At 71.3% G+C, this 18,849-nt stretch carries 15 protein-coding genes; 6 read left to right on the top strand and 9 right to left on the bottom strand.

The features are described 5' to 3' along the window. Positions 1–20: 20 nt before the first annotated feature. From IE325_RS22890 to IE325_RS22850, 9 genes are all read right to left on the bottom strand, one after another. Positions 21–977 carry an electron transfer flavoprotein subunit alpha/FixB family protein gene (locus IE325_RS22890; protein WP_190071875.1) on the bottom strand — a complete coding sequence of 319 codons (957 nt, stop codon included), beginning with the start codon at positions 975–977 and terminating at the stop codon, positions 21–23. Positions 978–998: 21 nt separating this feature from the next. Next, positions 999–1,784, bottom strand: coding sequence for an electron transfer flavoprotein subunit beta/FixA family protein (locus IE325_RS22885; RefSeq protein WP_190071874.1), 786 nt, complete (start codon positions 1,782–1,784; stop codon positions 999–1,001). A 28-nt stretch (positions 1,785–1,812) separates the two neighbouring features. After that, positions 1,813–2,574: an SDR family NAD(P)-dependent oxidoreductase gene (locus tag IE325_RS22880; protein WP_190071873.1), complete on the bottom strand. Its 762-nt coding sequence runs from the start codon at positions 2,572–2,574 to the stop codon at positions 1,813–1,815. A 38-nt stretch (positions 2,575–2,612) separates the two neighbouring features. Next, positions 2,613–4,652, bottom strand: a complete 2,040-nt coding sequence (locus IE325_RS22875; protein WP_190071872.1) for an NADH:flavin oxidoreductase — start codon at positions 4,650–4,652, stop codon at positions 2,613–2,615. Positions 4,653–4,705: 53 nt separating this feature from the next. Then, entirely contained in the window at positions 4,706–6,352 is a 1,647-nt protein-coding gene (gene pruA / locus IE325_RS22870) for an L-glutamate gamma-semialdehyde dehydrogenase (RefSeq protein ID WP_190071871.1), read from the bottom strand. Between the two features lie 24 nt (positions 6,353–6,376). Further along, on the bottom strand, positions 6,377–7,651 hold the full coding sequence (locus IE325_RS22865) for an NAD(P)/FAD-dependent oxidoreductase (RefSeq protein ID WP_190071870.1): 1,275 nt from the start codon (positions 7,649–7,651) through the stop codon (positions 6,377–6,379). Positions 7,652–7,673: 22 nt separating this feature from the next. Next, entirely contained in the window at positions 7,674–8,075 is a 402-nt protein-coding gene (locus IE325_RS22860; RefSeq protein ID WP_190071869.1) for a RidA family protein, read from the bottom strand. A gap of 51 nt (positions 8,076–8,126) precedes the next feature. Beyond that, positions 8,127–9,179, bottom strand: coding sequence for a proline racemase family protein (locus IE325_RS22855; protein WP_190071868.1), 1,053 nt, complete (start codon positions 9,177–9,179; stop codon positions 8,127–8,129). An 81-nt stretch (positions 9,180–9,260) separates the two neighbouring features. Further along, the gene (locus IE325_RS22850; protein ID WP_190071867.1) at positions 9,261–10,631 is read right to left on the bottom strand and encodes an MFS transporter; all 1,371 of its coding nucleotides are present in this window, start codon (positions 10,629–10,631) and stop codon (positions 9,261–9,263) included. Positions 10,632–10,812: 181 nt separating this feature from the next. Between IE325_RS22850 and IE325_RS22845 the strand changes: the two genes are divergently transcribed. From IE325_RS22845 to IE325_RS22820, 6 genes are all read left to right on the top strand, one after another. Beyond that, positions 10,813–12,645 carry a helix-turn-helix domain-containing protein gene (locus tag IE325_RS22845; protein ID WP_190071866.1) on the top strand — a complete coding sequence of 611 codons (1,833 nt, stop codon included), beginning with the start codon at positions 10,813–10,815 and terminating at the stop codon, positions 12,643–12,645. 177 nt (positions 12,646–12,822) lie between these two features. Further along, complete coding sequence (locus IE325_RS22840; protein WP_190071865.1) at positions 12,823–13,638, top strand: ABC transporter ATP-binding protein; 816 nt, start codon at positions 12,823–12,825, stop codon at positions 13,636–13,638. After that, positions 13,635–16,112 carry an ABC transporter permease gene (locus IE325_RS22835; protein ID WP_190071864.1) on the top strand — a complete coding sequence of 826 codons (2,478 nt, stop codon included), beginning with the start codon at positions 13,635–13,637 and terminating at the stop codon, positions 16,110–16,112. The genes IE325_RS22840 and IE325_RS22835 overlap by 4 nt, the downstream gene beginning before the upstream one ends. A gap of 151 nt (positions 16,113–16,263) precedes the next feature. Continuing rightward, positions 16,264–17,358, top strand: a complete 1,095-nt coding sequence (locus IE325_RS22830; RefSeq protein ID WP_190071863.1) for an isocitrate/isopropylmalate dehydrogenase family protein — start codon at positions 16,264–16,266, stop codon at positions 17,356–17,358. A gap of 29 nt (positions 17,359–17,387) precedes the next feature. Then, positions 17,388–17,837 carry a cupin domain-containing protein gene (locus IE325_RS22825; RefSeq protein ID WP_190071862.1) on the top strand — a complete coding sequence of 150 codons (450 nt, stop codon included), beginning with the start codon at positions 17,388–17,390 and terminating at the stop codon, positions 17,835–17,837. Positions 17,838–17,952: 115 nt separating this feature from the next. Further along, complete coding sequence (locus IE325_RS22820; RefSeq protein ID WP_190071861.1) at positions 17,953–18,843, top strand: GntR family transcriptional regulator; 891 nt, start codon at positions 17,953–17,955, stop codon at positions 18,841–18,843. Positions 18,844–18,849: the final 6 nt, after the last annotated feature.

Here is an 18,849-nt window from a genome sequence, read left to right as displayed (position 1 = left end):
GTACGGAACGGAAGGGGCACTCAGCCCTTGCGGGCCCGGGCTTCCGCGGTCAGGGCGGGGACGATCTCGAAGAGGTCGCCGATGACGCCGTGGTCGGCGAGGTCGAAGATCGGTGCCTCCGGGTCCTTGTTGATGGCGACGATCGTCTTGGCCGTCTGCATGCCGGCCCGGTGCTGGATGGCTCCTGAGATGCCGGCGGCGATGTAGAGCTGCGGGGAGACGGACTTGCCGGTCTGCCCGACCTGCTGGGCGTGCGGGTACCAGTCGGCGTCGACTGCGGCGCGTGAGGCGCCGACGGCCGCGCCGAGGGCGTCGGCAAGGGCTTCCAGGACGGTGAAGTCGCCGTTCACGCCCCGGCCGCCGGCGACGACGATCGCCGCCTCCGTCAGTTCCGGCCGACCGCTGGACCGGCGTGGGATCCGTTCGGTGATTCTGGTGCCTCGCGTCGAGTCGGAGAAGCCGACTGCCAGTTCGGCCACGGTGCCGGCCGCCGGTGCGGGCTCCACCGGCGCGGAGTTCGGTTTCACCGTGATGACCGGAGTGCCCAGCGAGACACGGGACTTGGTGGTGTACGAGCCCGCGAACACGGACTGGGTGACGATCGGCCCCTCGGCACCGGCCTCCACGTCGATCGCGTCGGTGACGATGCCGGAGCCGATACGGATCGCCAGGCGGGCGGCGATCTCCTTGCCCTCGGCGGAGGACGGGACGAGAACGGCGGCCGGGGAGACCGCGGCGACCGCCGCCCGCAGTGCGTCCACCTTGGGTACGACCAGGTAGTCGGCGTACTCCGACGCCTCGTGGGTCAGGACACGCGTCGCGCCGTGCTCGGCGAGCACCGCGGTCGTCTCCCGGGCACCGGCGCCCAGCGCGAGGGCGACGGGCTCGCCGAGGCGGCGGGCCAGGGTGAGCAGCTCGAGGGTGGGCTTGCGGACGGCACCGTCCGCGTGGTCGACGTGGACGAGAACTTCAGCCATGTGACAGCAACTCCTGTGGAATCAGATGAACTTCTGGCCCGCGAGGAACTCGGCGAGCTGCTTGCCGCCCTCGCCCTCGTCCTTGACGATCACACCCGCCGTGCGGGCCGGACGCTCGGCTGCGGCCTCCACGACGGTGTAGGAGCCCGCCAGGCCCAACTCGTCGCCTTCCAGGCCGAGATCGTCCAGATCCAGGGTCTCCACCGGCTTCTTCTTGGCCGCCATGATCCCCTTGAAGGAGGGGTAACGGGCCTCGCCGGACTGGTCGGTGACGGAGACGATCGCGGGCAGCGCTGCCTGAAGCCGCTCGGACGCGGCGTCGCCGTCGCGGCGTCCGATGACGGCCCCGTCGTGGACGGAGACCTCGGACAGCAGGGTGACCTGGGGGACGTCGAGCCGCTCGGCGAGCATGGCCGGGAGCACGCCCATGGCGCCGTCGGTGGAGGCCATGCCGCAGACGACGAGGTCGAAGCCCGTCTTCTCGATGGCCTTGGCCAGCACCAGCGAGGTGCCGATGGCATCCGTTCCGTGCAGGTCGTCGTCCTCGACGTGGATGGCGTTGTCGGCTCCCATGGACAGGGCCTTGCCCAACGCGGCCCGGGCGTCCTCCGGACCCACCGTCACCACGGTGACCTCGGCGTCCTCCACGGCCTCGGCGATCCGCAGCGCCTGTTCCACGGCGTATTCGTCCAGCTCGGACAGCAGTCCGTCGGCTTCGTCCCGGTCCACGGTGAAGTCGTCCGCGAAGGTGCGGTCGCCGGCCGCGTCGGGCACGTACTTCACACTGACCACGATCTTCAGGGTCATGAGCGGTTTCCTTTCGGATGGGCGGGCGCTACTGCGCGGTGGCCCACGGGTTGCGGGTGCCGACGGTCCATCCGCCGTCGACGAGGATCTCGGCACCGCTGCAGTACGAGCTGTCGTCGGAGGCGAGGAAGGCGGCGACCGTGGCGATCTCGCGCGGCTCCCCGATCCGACCCAGAGGGGCCTGCTTGTACGCCTCGGGTACGACGCCCGCCGGGGCGCCCATGTCGGTGGCGACGCCGCCGGGATGGATCATGTTGACGCGGATGCCGAGCGGTCCGAGCTCACCGACGGCCGCCTTGGACATGCCCAGCAGGGCGGACTTCGTCGAGGCGTACGCGGAGGTCAGGTCCAGCGGGGCGAACGACGACATCGACACGATGTTGACGATCGAGCCGCCGCCCAGCGACGCCATGTGCGGGGCGAGGGTCCGCATGCCGAGGAAGACGCCGATCTGGTTGACGTCGATCAGCTTGCGGTAGCGCTCCACCGGTGTCTCGGTGATCGCGCCCTGGAAGTAGATGCCGGCGTTGTTCACCAGGACGTCGACCTTGCCGAAGGCCTCCCGGCCCGCGTCCAGCGCCGCGGCCCACTGCTCGGGGTCGCTGACGTCGAGGTGTACGGCGGTGGCGTTGTCGGCGCCCAGGTCGGCGGCGAGCTTCCAGGCGTCCTCGTCGAGCACGTCGGCGATGACGACCTTCGCGCCGCGCTCGACGAACAGACGGGCCTCGGCCGCGCCCTGGCCGCGTGCGGCGCCGGAGATGAGGGCGACCTTGCCGGTGAGATCGGACATGGGGGTACTCCAATGGGGGCTGTGCGTGAGGGAGTTGGTCAGAGCGCCAGACACAGGCGGTAGGCGTCGAGGATCGCCGCGTGAATGTTGCGGCTGGAGACGGCGTCACCGATCCGGAACAGCTGGAAGGTGCCGTCGCCGTTGCGTACGACCTGCTGTGCGTCGAGGCGCAGGAGTGCGGCCTGGTCGGTCTCGCCGTGGTTCGAGGAGAGCGGCTTCAGCTCGAAGTAGAGGTCGTCGACGGGGGTCGTGCCGTGTTCGACGACCAGTTGGTCGACGACGCGGGTCCGTGTCGTGCCCGCGTACCCGTCGGTGAGGGTGACCTTCAGCCGGCGGTCGGCGTCCCGTTCCACGTGGGTGACGCGGGAGTTGAGGGTGGTGAGGACCGAGTGCTCGGCGAAGGCCTTCAGATAGGCGGGGGCGTTGGTGCAGCCGACCAGGGGGCCGACCATGCGCTCGGGGGTGACGAACTCGACCTCGGAGCCCGCCTCGGCCAGGAACTCGGCGGCGGCCAGGCCCGGGTGGTCGCCGTTGTCCTCGTACACGAGGACCGTCCGGGCTGGTTTCACCTCGCGGGTGAGGATCTGCCAGGTGTCGGTGACGAGGTTCGCCGGGCCGTCCACGACCTCGGTGTTCGGGATGCCGCCGGTGGCGATGATCACCACGTCCGGGTTCTCGGCCCGTACGTCGTCGGCGTCCGCGTAGGTGTTGCAGCGGATCTTGACGCCTAGGCGCCGGCATTCCTCGACGCGCCAGTCGACGATGCCGATGAGGTCGCGGCGGCGCCCGGGGGCCGAGGCGATGGCGATCTGACCGCCGGGCCTGGCACCGGCCTCCAGCACCGTCACCTGGTGGCCGCGTTCCGCGAGGACGCGTGCCGCCTCCAGACCGGCGGGGCCCGCGCCGACGACCACGGCGGTCCTGGGCTTCCCCGTCACGGGGATGTCGTGCGGGAGCAGGGTCTCCCGGCCGGTCGCCGCGTTGTGGACGCAGAGGGCGTCGCCGCCCTGGTAGAGGCGGTCGATGCAGTAACCGGCGCCCACGCAGGGGCGGATGCGGTCCTCCTGCCCTTCGGCCAGGCGTCGCATCAGATGCGGGTCGGCCATATGGGCCCGGGTCATGCCGACCATGTCGAGCAGGCCCTCGCGGATGGCATGGCGTGCGGTGGGCAGATCGGCGATGCGTCCGGAGTGCATCACCGGGACGCCCAGGGCGCGTTTGACCTCGCCTGCGAAGTCCAGATGCGCGGCGGACGGGGTGCCCATGGGGGCGATGACCCGGGAGGTGCTGTGGTCGCTGTCGAGGCTGCCGCGGACGACGCTGAGGAAGTCGATGCCCTCGGCGGTCAGGCGCCGCGCCACCGCCATGCCCTCCTCGCCCCCCATTCCGCCGGGGCGTGCCTCGTCGACGGCGATCCGCAGGCCGACGACGAAGTCCTCACCCACACGCTCGCGCACCGCCCGGATGACCTCGGTCGGGAAGCGGAGCCGGCGCTCGAAGTCGCCGCCCCACGCGTCGCCGCGGTGGTTGGTGGCCGGGGACCAGAACTGGTCGAGCAGATGGCCGTATCCCATGAGCTCGATCCCGTCCAGGCCACCGGCTTTGCACCGCTCGGCCGCATCCGCGTACGCGGCGACGATCCGCTCGATGTCCCAGTCCTCGGCGGTCTTCGGGAACGCCTTGTGCTGGGGCTCGCGGTCCCCGGACGCCGACACGATCGGCAGCCAGTCCACCTCGTAGTTGCTGGTACGGCGACCCGCGTGGGTCACCTGGCACATGACCAGCGTGTCGTGTTCGTGCACGGCGTCCGCGATCGCCCGGAAGTAGGGCACGATCTCGTCGCGGAAGAGTTCGAGGTTGTTGACGAAGGCCGGCGAGTCGGGTGCGACGCAGGCCGCGCCCCCCATCATCGTGAGCGCCAGTCCGCCCCTGGCCTTCTCCAAGTGGTAGCGCAGATAGCGCTCCTTGGGCATCCCGTCCTGCGCGTAGGCCGGTTCGTGCGACGTGCTGACCACGCGGTTCTTCAGACGGAGGTGCTTGAGGTGGTACGGCTGGAGCAGGGGGTCGATAGAGGGCATGGCGTACTCCGAGGGACGGTCGAAGGGGGCGCGGTACCGCGGTCAGGGGTCTGTCAGACGCCCATGTACGGGTAGCGGTAATCGGTGTCGGGGGCGAGGTTCTCCTTGACGAACCGGCCGCTGAGCCATCGCTGCAGGGCGAGCGGGGAGCCGATCTTGTCGTTGGTGCCCGAGGCGCGGGCACCCGCGAACTGCTGCTTGCCGATGGACATTCCGGCGGGCTTGTCGTTGATGGCGAGGTAACCGGAGGTGTCGCGCAGGATGTCCAGGGCCTCGGCGACCGCCTTGCGGTCATCGGCGTAGACGGACGCGGTCAGGCCGTACTGGCTGGTGCGGTCGGCGAGCTTGAGCGTCTCGGTCCAGTCCTTGTCCTCGTAGACGTAGACGGTCAGGAACGGGCCGAAGAACTCGGTGGTGAGGGTGAACGCCGTCGGGTCGGTGGTCTCGAAGACCGTGGGGCGTACGAAGTAGCCGATCTCCTTGGAGGTGGTGCCGCCCGCGATCAGGGTGTGGGTGTCGAGGGACTTGGCGCGGGCGATGGCGTCGGCGAGCCGGTCGTGGGCGACCTCGTCGATGACGGCGCCGAGGAAGGTGGCGTGGTCGGCGACATCACCGACGACCAGGGACTCGATCTGCTCGGCCAGCCGGTCCTTGAGCCTGGTCCAGACGCTGCGCGGGATGTAGGCGCGCGAGGCGGCGGAGCACTTCTGGCCCTGGAACTCGAAGGCGCCGCGGGTCAGCCCGGTGAGCAGGGCCTGGACGTCGGCGGACGGGTGCGCGATGACGGCGTTCTTGCCGCCGGTCTCGCCGACGATCCGCGGATAGCCCTTGTACGTGTCGATGTGGTGGGCGACCTTCTTCCACAGCTCGCGGAAGACCTGGGTCGAGCCGGTGAAGGACAGGCCCGCCAGATCGGGGTCGGCGAGCGCGATGTCGGTGACCATCTTCCCGTCGCCGTGCACGCAGTTGATGACGCCGGGCGGCAGTCCCGCCTCCTCGAAGACACGGCGTACGACGTCCGTGCTCAGCGCCGACTTCTCCGAGGGCTTCCACACCACGGTGTTGCCCATCATGGCGGCGGTGGCCGGCAGATTGCCCGCGATGTTGGTGAAGTTGAACGGGGTGACGGCCAGGACGAAGCCCTCCAGGCCGCGCTGGTCCAGGTAGTTCTGCTCGCCCTGGGTGGACTTGGGCTGGCGGGAGTAGATCTCCTCGGCGTAGTGCGCGTTGAAGCGCAGCAGGTCGGCGAGTTCGCAGGCGCCGTCGATCTCGGCCTGGTGGAAGGTCTTGGACTGGTTGAGCATCGTGGCCGCGTTGACCTCGTCGCGGTACTTGTCGGTGACCAGCTCGGCGGCGCGCAGGAAGACCGAGATCCGCTCGAACCAGGGCGTCCGGGACCAGTCGTGGCGGGCCTCCAGCGAGGCGTCGATGGCGGCGCGTACGTGGGACTCGTCGGCGAGGCTCAACTGGCCGAGGACGCGCTGGTGGTCGTGGGGAGACACGACGGGCTGCGTGTGGGCCGTCTCGAAGACCTTGCCGCCGATGGAGAGCGGGATCGGCTGGGTGATGCCGCCGATGCGCTTGATCTCGGCCTCGGTGGCGAGGGATTCCGGCGAGCCGGGGCGGTAGTCGCGGACGGGCTCGTTCTCGGGGGCGGGTACGTGGAAGTTGCCGGTGAGGGGGTGGTTGGCGCCGGTCATGGGGGCGTACTCCTGGTTCGGGGGTCAGAGGGTGGCGGGGCGGACGGCGCGGGCGCCGAAGCGCGACAGCCGGAAGGGGGTCAGCTCGCTCTGCTCGCCGCGGCCCGCGATCTCGCGTGCGGCGAGGGCTCCGGTCACGGGGGCGAGGGAGACGCCGAGGGTGCCGTGTCCGGTGGCCAGGTAGAGGCCGGGGCGGCCGGCGACGGGGCCGATGATCGGGGTGTCGTCGACGGATGTCGGGCGATGCCCCACCCAGGTGCTCCGGGTCTCGGTGGGCCGCCAGTCGGCGAGATAGCTCAGGCCGTGGCGGACGACCATGTCGAGGCGCCGCCGGTTGAGGGCGAAGTCGCGGCGGCCGATGTCGAAGGTGCCCGACAGGCGTACGCCGTCGTCGAACGGCGAACAGGCGACCATGTTCTCGTACAGCTTGAGCGGGTGCGACGGGGCGATGCCCTCGCCGCGTGCCGTCATGCTGGTGCCCTTGGCGGCCTCCAGCGGCACGGTCACCCCGAGTGGCTTCAGCAGTGCGCGGGTGGCGTACCCGGCGGCGACGACCACATGGTCTGAGGGGATCTCCTTGCCGCCGGCGGTGACGACCGTCCAGGTGCCGGGCGTCCGCTGCGGGAGGATCCGCCGGACCGGCTCGCCCTCGATGAGTGAACCGCCGTTGTTCAGCAGGGATTTGGCGAGGCCCTGGCTGAGTGACTCGGGCCGTACGTGGCGTTCGCTCTCCAGGTGCAGCACGCCCGCGACCTCGCTGCTGATCGCCGGGTCGAAGTCCGTGACGTCCGAGCCCCGGTGGACGGTGATGGTGCCGTCGTAGCCGAGGGTGCGCATCCGGGCCGCGGTCCGCCGGTAGTTCTCCAGGTTGGCCGCCTGCTTGAACACCACCGCGAGACCGTCGGTGTGGTGCTCGAACTCGACGCCGCGGTCGAGCAGCGAGTCGACGTGTTCGAGTGCGTGGCGGGAGAACCGCTGGAGCGCCGCCGTCGCCCGTGCGCTGCGCTTCCTGGAGCCGGCCAGCAGGAACCGCAGCACCCAGGAGGCGAAGCCGGCTTCGAGGTGGGGGCGCATCCGGGCCGGGCCCTCGGCGGAGGTGAAGCTGCTGAGGGCGTCGCGCACGGCGCCGGGGGCGGCACGTGGCATGGAGAGGAAGGGGGTGATCCATCCGGCGTTGCCCGCCGATGCCGCGGCGCCGGCGGTGCCCGCGTCGACGACGGTGACCTCGTGGCCCAGTTCGGAGAGTTCGTAGGCACAGGCGAGTCCGATGACTCCCGCGCCGATCACGGTGGTTTTCACTGTTCGGCTCCCGTCCCGGTGGTCAGGACCGCTTGCGGTGGGCGACGGCCTCGAACTCGACCTGGACCTGGCCGCGGAAGCGGGAGACCTCGACGGTCGTGCGGGCCGGCTTGCCGTGGACGTTGACGACGTCGTCGTAGACCTTGTTGAGCTCCGGCAGGCGCTCGATGTCGGAGACATAGCCGTTGATCTTCAGGACGGTCGAGAAGTCGGCGCCCGCCGCCTTCAGTTGCCGCTCCAGATTGGCGAGCGCGGCGCGCACCTGGTCGGTGAAGTCGGCGGGGCAGCTGCCGTCCGGCTGCGTGGGCAGCGCGCCGCTCGTCCACACCAGGTCGCCCAGGGCCACGGCGGCTGAGTACGGGGCGGAGGCGGGCGTCGTTTCCAGGCGGACGAGTTCTCGCTCTGCGGCGTCGTGCAGGGTCATGGAGTGTTTCCTTCGCGGTGTGTACGGGGGTCGGTCGCGGACGGCCGGGTGCTAGGCCCAGAGGTCGCCCAGGGTGAAGCCCTCGGTGAACGGGTCCTCGGGGTCGAGGACCCAGGTGCTGTAGCCGGTGATCCAGGCCTGGCCGCCGACGGTGGGCACGACCGCGTCGTACGGGCCGACCTTGGTGCTGCGGATGAGCTCGCCGGTGTAGACCGTGCCGAGGATCCCCTCGTGGCGGAACGGCTCGTGCAGGGCGAGTTCGCCCTTGGCGTGCAGGGTGGCCATACGGGCGCAGGTGCCGGTGCCGCAGGGGCAGCGGTCGACGGAGCCGGTCCAGGTGGCGGGGTTGTCGAGGTCGACCGGGCCGCTGGCCATGGTCACGGCGTTCTTCCGGTCGGCGTTGGGGTTGTCCGTCGGGCCGGAGAGCTGGGAGATGGTGATGCCGATGCCCGGGTAGTCGGGGTGCTCGACGGGCAGTTGCTCCTGTGCGGCCCTGAGGATGAGCGAGGAGACCCGGGCGATCTCGCGGCCCTGTTCCGGGACGAGCTCCAGGTGGTCGAACTGACGGACGTCGGCGATGACGTAGAACATGCCGCCCCAGCCGACGTCGACGGTGACCCTGCCGAGTTCGGGGACGTCGATCTTCGCGTCGAGGTGCGCGGCGAAGGCCGGCACGTTCTCGAAGGTGACGTTCCTGACCTTGCCGTCCCGGCATTCGGCGCGGATGCCGATGACCCCGGCGGGCGATTCGAGCTTGAACTCGGTGACGGGTTCCCGCATGGGGATCATGCCGGTCTCCAGCAGCACGGTCGCCACGGAGATGGTGTTGCCGCCGCTCATCACCGGGTACTCGACCTGCTCCATGACGATGAAGCCGGCCGCCGCGTCCGGGTGCTTGGGCGGCACGATCAGGTTGCAGCACAGCGGCGGATAGCCGCGGGGTTCGCGCAGCATCAGCTTGCGCAGCTGGTCGTCGCCCGCCTCCAGCCACTTCATCTGTTCGTAGACGGAGTTGCCGGGGATGTGCGGGACACCGCCGGTGATGACGCGCATCGGTTCGCCCGAGTGCGTCTCGACGGCATGGATCATGCGCTGGAAGGTCATGGGTGGGTGCTTCCTGAAGTGCTTCCTGAAGACGGGGAGACGTGGAGCGTGGCGGCCTGGCCAAGGGCGGCCGGGCGGGCCCTAGCGGACGCCGGATGTGGCCTTCGCGACGGGCCTCGGTCCGACGGCCGCGGTCTCGTGCAGGGCCAGGCCCTTGGTCTCGGGCGCCCAGGCGACGCTGATCAGGCATCCGGCGAGGGCGATCGCGCCGCCGGCGAGCATCGTGGGGCCGAGGCCCAGGTGGTCCAGGCCGATGGGCAGCAGATAGGTGCCCGCGGCAGCGCCGATCCGGCTGATGGACGAGGCGACCCCCATCGCGGTGCCGCGGATATGGGTGGGGAACAGCTCGGTCGGATAGATGTACTGGAGGGTGTTGCCGCCGCCCAGGGCGAGGGCGTTGACGACGAACATCACGATCGCCAGGCCCATCGCCATGCCGGGGAACAGGCCGAGGACGGTCATCGAGGCCGCGACGGCGACGAAGGTCCAGATGAGCACCGGCCTGCGGCCGAGGGTGTCGACCCAGCGCAGACAGGGGTAGCAGCCCGCGAGGGTCACCAGGGAGACGATCAGCGACCACAGCAGCGCGGTGTCGCCCTGCTCGAAGCCGTAGGCGCCGAGCACCACCGGGTAGAAGGTCCAGATCGCGAAGGCGGGGGCGACCTGGCAGGCCCAGAATCCGCCCGCGAAGAGGGTGCGGCCCAGGTATCCGCCGGTGAACAGGTCCCGCATGCGCGCGCTCTGCGGCGGCTCGGTCTCGGCGAGTTGGTTGAGCTCCTCCTCGCTCGGATAGCGGCCGAACGCTGTCTTGAGCGCCTCGCGGGCGTCGTCCCTGCGGTTGTGCCGCAGCAGCCAGCGCGGGGATTCGGGGGTGCCGATGCGGGCGAGCAGGAACACGATGCCGGGGACGGCGGCGCTGGCCAGCACCCATCGCCAGGCGTCGGGCCCGGCGAACACGGAGAAGACGTATCCGACGCCGTAGGACACCGAGGCGCCGATGAACCAGGTGCCGACGAGGGCGCCCATGGTGCGGCCTCGTCGGTGGGAAGGGAGCCATTCGGCGAGCAGCGCGGTGGCGATGGGATGGTCGGCGCCGATGGCTATCCCGGCGAGGAAGCGTACGGCGATCAGCTGCCAGGCGTCGGTGACGACCAGTGCCAGGGCGGAGGCCACGATCAGCGCGATCAGGTCGATGGTGTACATGAGCTGCCGGCCGACCCGGTCGGTGACCGGGCCGAAGACGAGCCCGCCGACCAGCACACCGACCAGCGCGGCGGCCCCGACCAGTCCTTCGTCGAAGGAGGTCAGCCGCAGCTCATCGCTCGCGCCCACCATCGCCACGGCGATGATGCTGAGGATGTAGCCGTCCAGGAACGGGCCACCGGAGGAGAGCACGAACAGTTTGCGGTGGAACCGGCCATAGGGCTGCTTGTCGATGATCGATTGGTCCATGGATATGGCTCCTTTGCGCTCCATGGGCATGAAGTGAGCTCTGGGTGGCTTGTCGGTTTCGACGGGATGTCCACCGGGCGCCATGGAGTCTGCGGTCACACCTGAGGCGGCAACAATGGTTCGGTGATCAGGCCCGGCGAGGAGGTTCAGTTGATTCATAAGTTCGCCTACGCTGCCGGTCATGACCGAAGACCTCCGGGGTGCCGTCGTCCTGCGGGAGTCGGAGCGGGCGGCCCTGCTCGCCCTGAGCCGTAGCCGCAACGGTTCGCACGCGCTGGCGCAGCGTGCCGAGATCGTCCTGGCCTGTGCCGAGGGGGCCGGTGACACGGCGGTCGCCGGGCGGCTCGGGATGTCGCGGGACATGGTGCGCAAGTGGCGCACGCGCTTCGCCGAGCACGGGCTGGACGGCCTGGACGACCGTCCGCGTGCCGGGCGGCCCCGCAAGGTCGACGAGGCGGTCGTGGCGCGCATCCTGACGCGCCTGCTCGATACGCCGCCCGACGGCGCACGGGAGTGGTCGACCCGTGTCATGGCCGCCGAGACGGGGCTGAGCCAGGCGACCGTGAGCCGTGTCTGGCGCGAGCACCGACTGCAGGCGCGCAGCTCCCGCGGGGATCTTCGCAGCCCGTTCCCGCGCGTCGAGGTCCGCGATGTGGCCGGGCTGTTCCTGGACGGCACGACACGGGTGCTCGCCGCCGCGGGGCGGTCGAACGGTACGCCGGGGCGCGCCGCCCTCGCCCCGACACCGCAGGCGCGCAGGCTCGCCGTCCGTGCGCGGAACCTCGTCGCCGTCGCCGACGCGCTCACCCCTGCGGGCTGGGCCGCACCGGCGAGTACGGCCGCCCTGGACTCCTTCCTCGAAGACTTGGGGGCCAGGGTGCCCGCCCATGTGGACGTGTATCTGCTCGTCGCCGACGCGCCCGGCGGGATGGGTGTCCGGGACACGCTCGACGCATGGGTGGAGCGGCACCCGCGCGGGCAGCGGCGCCACTTCTCGTTCGACCCCGAGGGATCGTCATGGCTCGACGCCGCCGAGGCCCTCCTCGCGCACCCCGCACCGCTCGGCCACGACGACTCGACGGGCTACGGCACCACACTGCCGAAGCTGCGCGCGGCCCTGCGCAGCTGGTGCGACGGCGGGACACCCCCGGCGGGTGCCTTCGCCTGGATCGGCGCTACTTATGACTCAAGTGATGCGGGCGGCGGGCAGACGCGGATCCGCAAGGACGGGAACGTCATCGCCGGAGGTGTCGCCGACGCCGAGCGCGCGGCATCTGACCTGTCGGATCCTGTGGTCCAGGAGTTGCTGGAAACGCTGCTCACCGCCACGCTGCGCTCGGGCGAGCGGGTGAAGGAGGCCCCGCTGGCGGACCGGCTCGGGATCTCACGCCGCGCCCTGGGCAAGGCACTTCGCGTGCTCGCCGGAGAGGGGCTCCTTGAGGCGCTGCCCGATGGAGGAACCGCCGTCCCCCGCGTCGGCATCGACACGGTCCTCGACCTCTACGCGGTCCGCTCGGCGCTCGGCACCCTGCTGTTCCGCCGCGCCGCGATGCTGCACTCCTCCGAACTCCACCGGATCCGCGCCGCCCTGGGCGAGGTGCGCGCCATCGCGAAGTCCCACACCCACGACCGCATCGGCGCGGCCGACCTGTACTTCCAGGACATGGTCGCCCGAACCGCCGACCTGCCCCAGGCCAGCCTCTTCTTCCAGCGGCTCACTCTGCGGCTGCGGATGTTCATCACCGTCCTGGGGCTGGACTTCCTGGACGGCGCCGTCGATCTCATCGCCCGGGAGGACGCCCGTATCTTCGACGCGCTCCGCGAGGGCGACGGCGACGAGGCGGCCCGGCTGTGGCGCGTCAAGATCGAACGCAGCGTGCGCTACATGGCCACCCAGCTCCCCGACGCGGCCTTCGACGCCAACCTCTGGACCACCCTCGCCGGCCGCCCGGACCGCCGCGCGGGCGACCCCAGCAAGCCCAGGCCGACGGAGCGGGGCGGCGCACCGGCCTAGGGCCCAGGCGCGGGGTCCTGCTGGAGGCACGTACGAACGGGGTGAATCACGACAGGCCCGTGCGGCCGGGTCTCGGGTTTTCCCCACCCACGATCCGCCAGCGACCACCATGGTCCGCGATCACCGTGATCCGTAGCTTCGAGGTATCGGTTCGAAGAGATCGCGAGAGGGCGGACCATGGGGCTGCGCAAGGGCAAGCGGCAGGAGACGGACGACCGGCCGGAGGCCCAGGGCATGCCCGGTCTCGCCGTCGAACTGCGCGGCGTCCGGCGGCAGTACGGCCGTGGCGCCGGAGCCGTGCACGCGCTCGCGGGCGTCGACCTCGCCCTGCCGCGCGGCTCGTTCACCGCCGTCATGGGCCCGTCCGGCTCCGGCAAGTCCACCTTCCTCCAGTGCGCCGCAGGGCTCGACCGGCCGTCGGCCGGTTCCGTGTGCCTCGGCGGTACGGAGATCACGGGCATGCGCGAGAACCGGCTCACCGAGCTGCGCCGCAGCCGCCTCGGCTTCGTCTTCCAGGCGTTCAATCTCCTGCCGTCCCTCACCGTCGAGCAGAACGTGCTGCTCCCGATGCGCCTCGCCGGGCAGCGCCGGGACCGCCGCAGGGCGGCCGAGGTGCTGGCGCGGGTCGGACTGGCCGACAAGGCGCGGTCCCGGCCCGGTGAGCTGTCCGGCGGCCAGCAGCAGCGCGTCGCCATCGCCCGTGCCCTGGTCACAAGCCCGGACGTGATCTTCGCCGACGAGCCCACCGGGGCTCTCGACACCGGTACCGCCGCCGAGATCCTCGGTCTGCTCCGGCACGCCGTGGACGCCCTCGGGGCCACGGTCGTCATGGTCACCCACGACCCGGTCGCGGCAGCCTGGGCGGACCGTGTGCTGTTCCTCGCGGACGGCGTCTTCGCCGACGGTCTCGACCGCGGCTCGGCCGAGCAGATCGCGGCGCGGATGGCCGGCCTCACCTCCCGTGCGGGCGCGATGATGGGGGCGGCGGCGTGAGGAGCTTCGCCCCCAACGGCCTGGCCCGTGCGGCCGTACGCTTCAAACCCGCGTCGTTCGCGGGCACGTTCGTCGCGCTGATGATGGCGGCGCTGATCGTCTCGGCGTGCGGCATCCTCCTGGAGACGGGCGTACGCGCATCGGTGCCGCCGGAGCGGTACGCGAAGGCGCCGGTCGTCGCGGCGGCGGACCAGTACGCCCGTCTCGTCACGGGCAGCGGCGACAGCCGCACCGAGTCGGCGGACCCGCTGCCGGACATGGCGCGCCTGGACGCCGCGCTGGCGGGCAAGGTGGCCCGCGTGCCCGGCGTCGAGGCGGCGGTACCGGACTTCACGTTCCCGGTGCGCCAGGGCGACGGCGTGCTGACCGGCCATGGCTGGGGCTCGCACGCCTTCACCGGTGCCGCGCTCACCTCCGGGACCGCGCCCGGCTCCGGCGAGGTCGTGCTCGACGCCGGGGCTGCTCGGGCGGACGTCGGCGACATCATCCCCCTCGAAACCGCCGGTGGCCGGGCCGACTTCCGGGTGTCCGGGCTGGCGAGGGCCGGATCCGGTGAGGTGACCGAGGGGGCCACCGCCTGGTTCGCCGACGCCGGGTCCGCCGCGCTCGCCGGGCATCCCGGTAAGGCCGACGCGATCGCCGTGACGGCCGGGGGCGGGGTGGACGCCGACGCGCTCGCCGCCGGGGTGAAGAAGGCGCTCGCCGGCTCCGGTGCCGAGGTGCACACCGGCGACGACCGCGGCGGCGTCGAGGACCGCGGGCTCGGTTACGCCAAGGAGATGCTGACCGGGCTCGGCGGCTCCTTCGGCGGGATCGCCGCCGCCGTCGCCGTATTCACCGCGTCCGGCACGGTCGCCCTGTCGGTCGCCCAGCGTGCCCGGGAGTTCGCGCTGCTGCGTGCGGTCGGCGCCACGCCACGGCAGATCCGTCGCGCGGTCGCCGCCGAGGGGCTGCTCGTCGCGCCGCTCGCCGGGCTGGTCGGCTGTCTGCCCGGGATCGGGCTCGCGCACTGGTGGTTCGGGCAGCTCAAGGACCGTGGGGCCATCCCGGAGGCCGTGGAGCTGCATGTCTCCTGGATCCCGCTCGTCGTCGCCGTCGGCGCGGGGCTGCTGACCGCGCTCGCCGCGGGCTGGGCGGCCGGGCGCCGGCCCGCGAGGATCAAGCCGGGGCAGGCGCTCACCGAGGCGTCGGTGGAGCGGCTGCGGCCGGGGGTGATCCGGATACTGCTCGGTCTGGGCGCCCTCGTCGGCGGCGGGTTCCTCACCGTGGTCGCCGCCCGTGCGGCCGGGGACGACGCGGCGAACGCGGCCCTCGGCGTCGTCATGCTCTTCATGCTCGCCGTCGCGCTGCTCGGCCCGCTGGTGGCGCGGTTGTGCGCGGCGCTGTTCGGGCTGGCGCTGCGCGGCGGAGACGCCTCGGCGGCACTCGCGGCCGCCAACTCCCGTACGAACGCACGCAGGTTGGCCTCCGCGATCACCCCGATCGTGCTGGCCATGGCCTTCGCCTCGACGCTCGTCTTCATGCACACGAGCGAGAGCCATGTCGCCGCGAAGCAGTTGCGCGCCGGAGTCACCGCCGACCACGTCGTCACGGACCCGGCCGGACTGCCCGCCGACGCCGCCGAACGGGCCGCCCGCGCGCCCGGCGTCGAAGCAGCCGTAGGCCTTCTGGACACTCAGGTGCTGGTTGCCGTCGGCTCCGGCGGCGACCGGTGGCTGCAGGGCTCGACGACGCAGGGGATCTCCGGCTCCGGCGCACAGCTCGCGAAGGTGCAGGACCTCGATGTGCGCGGCGGCAGCCTGGACCGCGTCGGCAAGGGGCGGGTCGCCATCGACAGGACGCTCGCGACATCGGCGAAGGTCGAGGTGGGCGACAGGCTGCCGATGTACCTTCCGGACGGCACCAGGACCAGCCCCGAGGTCGTCGCCGTGTATGGCCGCGGGCTCGGCCTCGCGACCGTGACCATGGACCGCGCCTCCCTCGCACCCCATGTCACCTCGGGTTTCGACAGCACGCTGCTGGTACGGGGCGGGGACGCGGGGTCTCTCACGGGGCTCGGCGAGGTCACCGACGCCTCCGGCTACGTCGTCGAGCAGAACACCGACCGCGAGCTCAACGCCTGGGCCAACTACACGATGGTCGCCGTCCTCGGCGGCTTCGCGGCCGTCGCCGCTGCCAACACCCTCGTGATGACCGTCCTCGACCGCCGCCGCGAACTCGGCACGCTGCGCCTCATCGGCTCGACCCGCCGTCAGGTGATGCGGATGCTGCACTGGGAGGGCCTCCTCGTGGCCCTCGCGGGCATCGCCCTCGGCACGGCCATCGCCGCCGCGACACTGATCCCGATGATGCGCGGCCTCACCGGCGAGTCCCCTTACGTACCTCCGCTGCTGTACGCGGCCTTCGCCGGGGGCGCGGTGGGGCTGGGCCTGGCGGCGGTGACGCTGCCGGGGAGGGCGGCGCTGCGACGGTGAGGGGTGGAGGCAATAGGTGCCTGAACGCCCGGTGGATCACGAGCGGTACGTGTGCCTGATGGAAGGTTCGGTACAACGGTCTTTCAAAAAACCAAGCCGCCGTCTAGCGTGTGGTCCGGAACGCGCCATCGCCTCTCCAGAAAGGCCTTCGGTGAAGATCCTGGTACTGCCCGGCGACGGCATCGGCCCCGAGATCACGGCGGCCACCCTCGATGTGCTGAACAGCGTCGACCGCCGGCTCGGGCTCGGCCTGACCTATGAGACCCACGACATCGGCCTCGCCTCCCTGGCCGCATCCGGGACCACGCTGCCGGACGCCGTGCTGAAGCGCGTCCCGCAGGCGGACGGTGTGCTGCTCGGCCCCGTCTCGCACTACGGCTATCCGCCACGCGCCGAGGGCGGCATCAACCCCTCGGCCGAGCTGCGCACCGTCTTCCAGCTCTACGCCAACATCCGGCCCTGCCGTTCCCACCCCGAGCTGAGCATCCTGCGCCACCCGATGGACCTGGTGATCGTCCGCGAGAACACCGAGGGCTTCTACTCGGACCGCAACATGTACGCGGGCAGCGGCGAGTTCATGCCCGACGAGGACACCGCCCTGTCCCTGCGCAAGGTCACCGCCCTGGCCAGCCGACGTGTGGCCAGGGCGGCCTTCGAGCTGGCCCGGGGCCGCCGGAAGAAGGTCACGGCCGTCCACAAGGCCAACGTGGTCAAGCTGTCGGACGGCCTGTTCCTGCGCGAAGTGCGCAAGGTGGCCGAGGAATTCCCGGACGTCGAACTCGAAGAGCTCATCGTGGACGCCACCGCCGCCCTGCTGATCCGCAGCCCGCAGCGCTTCGACGTCATCGTCACCACCAACATGTTCGGCGACATCCTCTCCGACGAAGCCTCCGAACTCTCCGGCAGCCTCGGCCTGGGCGGCTCCATCAACGCCTCCGACACCCTGTGCGTGGCCCAGGCCCAGCACGGCTCCGCCCCAGACATCGCGGGACAGGGCATCGCCAACCCCACCTCGCTGATCCTCTCCGCCGCGATGCTCCTCGACTGGCGCGGCCAACGCGACGGCGACGACCGGCTCGTGCGGGCCGCCGCCCTGATCAGCAACGCGGTGGACGCCGTCCTGGACAACCCCACCACGCGCACGCGCGACATCGGCGGCACCCTCGGCACGACGGAGTTCGCGGCGGAGATCTGCCACACCGTCCGGCACAACGTCCAGCACACCCCTGCCGCGCCGACCGCCTGAGCCCCCTCACGCCCCGGAGAGACAGCCCCATGTCCCCCGAACCCACCACCACTGAACCCTGCTTCGCCGCATTCCCGCCCGCCGTCCTGCGCCCGGCCGAGCTGACCGCCTTCAGCCGCGGCGGTGGCGCCCGCACCATCCCCCTGGTCACCCGGGCGGCCGGAGCGGAGGTCTTCCTCACCGGCCAGACGCTCTTCGAGGGCGGCGCCGGTATCCCGCTCCACACCCACAACTGCCCCGAGAGCGTGACCATCCTCGAAGGCGACGCCATCGTCGAGATCGACGGCACCGAACACCGCGTGAGCCGCTTCGACACCACCTACGTCGCCGCCGGCACCCCACACCGCTTCCGCAACGCCTCCGCCACCGAGCCCATGCGGATCCTGTGGATCTACGCCTCGGTGGACGCCACCCGCACCCTCGTCGAGACCGGTGTCACCGCGCGGGTCGACGCCGAACACACCAAACCCGACGCCTGATCACCCCGCTTCGCCGCAGGTCGAACACGTATACTCCGGGCTCGCCCATGACGCCGGCGCCCGGCATCACATCCGGTCCCGGCCGCACCCGGCACGCTCGCGGAGGCACCAGACGATGACGCCGCCCACTCCCCTGGCGCGCCGGACCGCGGCGCACATCGTCCAGCACATCGCCGAGGGCGGACTGCCCGTAGGCACACGCCTGGTCGAACGCGCCCTCGCCAACCAGCTGAAAGTCTCCCGCTCTCCCGTCCGCCAGGCCCTGCGCCTGCTGGCGGAGGACGGCGTCGTGGCCCCGGCCGAACGCGGCGGCTACACCGTGGCCCTCACCGGCCAGGACCTCGCCCAGGCAGCCCCCGCCCCGGCCACCGAGGACGGCATCGAGGACGCCTACCTCCACATCGCCGCCGACCGCCTCGCCGGCGAACTGCCCGACCGGGTCACCGAGAAGACCCTCGCCCGCCGCTACGACCTCATGCCGGGGCAGCTCACCCACATCCTGCGCCGTATCGCCGTCGAGGGCTGGATCGAACGACTCCCCGGCTACGGCTGGGAGTTCCAGCCCATGCTCACCTCGATGGACGCCTACGCCGACAGCTACCGCTTCCGCCTCACCATCGAGCCCGCCGCCCTCCTCGAACCCGGCTTCGTCCTGGACCGCGACGCCCTCGAAACGGTCCGCGCCCAGCAACAGCGCCTGGTGGACGGCGAGATCCGGGACATCGGCAACGCCCGGCTGTACGACCTCAACAGCCGCTTCCACGAAGTCGTCATGGCCTGCAGCCACAACTCCTTCTTCATCGACGCCCTGCGCCGCGTCGACCGCCTGCGCCGCCTCATCGAGTACCGGCGCTCACTTCAACGCGATCGCGCCCTCGTCCGCTGCGCCGAACACGTACGGCTCGCCGACCTGCTCCTCGCCGGGAAGCGCACCGAAGCCGCCGACTTCCTGCGCGATCACCTCTCCGCGGTCAGCGAGGAGAAAGTGGGACGTCGGGATATCTGACGCCGG

Source organism: Streptomyces lanatus, from assembly GCF_014655715.1.
GTDB lineage: Bacteria > Actinomycetota > Actinomycetes > Streptomycetales > Streptomycetaceae > Streptomyces > Streptomyces lanatus.
The sequence above is the reverse complement of the archived record's forward strand: the minus strand, read 5'-3'. Positions and strand labels throughout refer to the sequence as shown.

Excerpts from the sequence above, each read along its gene's own strand:
- IE325_RS22890 (WP_190071875.1), bottom strand. The coding sequence starts at position 977 with ATGGCTGAAGTTCTCGTCCACGTCGACCACGCGGACGGTGCCGTCCGC.
- IE325_RS22885 (WP_190071874.1), bottom strand. The coding sequence starts at position 1,784 with ATGACCCTGAAGATCGTGGTCAGTGTGAAGTACGTGCCCGACGCGGCC.
- IE325_RS22875 (WP_190071872.1), bottom strand. The coding sequence starts at position 4,652 with ATGCCCTCTATCGACCCCCTGCTCCAGCCGTACCACCTCAAGCACCTC.
- IE325_RS22880 (WP_190071873.1), bottom strand. The coding sequence starts at position 2,574 with ATGTCCGATCTCACCGGCAAGGTCGCCCTCATCTCCGGCGCCGCACGC.
- IE325_RS22855 (WP_190071868.1), bottom strand. The coding sequence starts at position 9,179 with ATGACCTTCCAGCGCATGATCCATGCCGTCGAGACGCACTCGGGCGAA.
- IE325_RS22840 (WP_190071865.1), top strand. The coding sequence starts at position 12,823 with ATGGGGCTGCGCAAGGGCAAGCGGCAGGAGACGGACGACCGGCCGGAG.
- IE325_RS22845 (WP_190071866.1), top strand. The coding sequence starts at position 10,813 with ATGACCGAAGACCTCCGGGGTGCCGTCGTCCTGCGGGAGTCGGAGCGG.
- pruA (WP_190071871.1), bottom strand. The coding sequence starts at position 6,352 with ATGACCGGCGCCAACCACCCCCTCACCGGCAACTTCCACGTACCCGCC.
- IE325_RS22825 (WP_190071862.1), top strand. The coding sequence starts at position 17,388 with ATGTCCCCCGAACCCACCACCACTGAACCCTGCTTCGCCGCATTCCCG.
- IE325_RS22850 (WP_190071867.1), bottom strand. The coding sequence starts at position 10,631 with ATGGACCAATCGATCATCGACAAGCAGCCCTATGGCCGGTTCCACCGC.
- IE325_RS22860 (WP_190071869.1), bottom strand. The coding sequence starts at position 8,075 with ATGACCCTGCACGACGCCGCAGAGCGAGAACTCGTCCGCCTGGAAACG.
- IE325_RS22820 (WP_190071861.1), top strand. The coding sequence starts at position 17,953 with ATGACGCCGCCCACTCCCCTGGCGCGCCGGACCGCGGCGCACATCGTC.